This window comes from Roseburia sp. 1XD42-34, assembly GCF_009917385.1.
In the GTDB taxonomy this organism is placed as follows: Bacteria; Bacillota; Bacilli; order Bacillales; family Amphibacillaceae; genus Virgibacillus.
This window is the reverse complement of the sequence record NZ_QWLJ01000029.1, coordinates 1-697: the sequence shown is the minus strand read 5'-3', so window position 1 is coordinate 697 and position 697 is coordinate 1. Positions and strand designations below refer to the sequence as shown.

General features: G+C 42.0%; 1 protein-coding gene. It reads left to right on the top strand.

Annotation, left to right across the window (positions count from 1 at the left end; genetic code table 11):
• On the top strand, positions 1-697 hold a 697-nt coding region (locus D1839_RS14250; RefSeq protein WP_166554460.1), incomplete at both ends, for a hypothetical protein.

Genomic DNA, 697 nt, shown 5'->3' with positions numbered 1-697 from the left:
ATCCAAACAAGCATTGAATCAACCCAAAAAAAGCTGCAACGTAATATGGACGAGTTATGGGACCTTTATAATTCCAAAGTGAAAAGATTTGAAAATGCAGATGATGAATACAATAACTTGGCCGGAAACGTAAAAAGGAAATATACGAATTTCTTTGAAGGTGTCATGGACGTTGTTAGTAGTGTAAACAAAGCTGTCGATGATTTTGAAAAAGGGATAGTAAACAGCATTGCGGGCATGGTCACGGGATTGCTAACCGTAGTTAAGGATGCAGGTGTTGTTGCCGTATCTGGCATTGTTCCTGACCCCGTTGAACCATCTTGGTTAAAAGATAGTGCAAATGAAACAGTTGATGCCTACACACAAGCTGCGTTACAATTTATGCAAGATCCTATGCGTGTAGTGGAATCAACTGCCCAAGCTTTCACCGATACCGTGGAAAGTGAAGGTGTTATGTACGTTACTGGTGCGACCATTCCTGCCTTAATACCAGGTAGTTGGGCGGTCAAGGGAGCATCAGGAACTGCAAAGCTAGCTGCAGGCGCAGCAAGAAAAGCGCCGAAGTTATTGGATAGTAAGCCTTTTAGTGGTAATTATTATCGGAAAAAGATAGATGCAGCTAAAGCTGAAATGGCTAAAGTAGCAGATATGTTCTCTTTTGGTGAGAAATATGCAGTTTCAACTGGTGGGGCAAGCT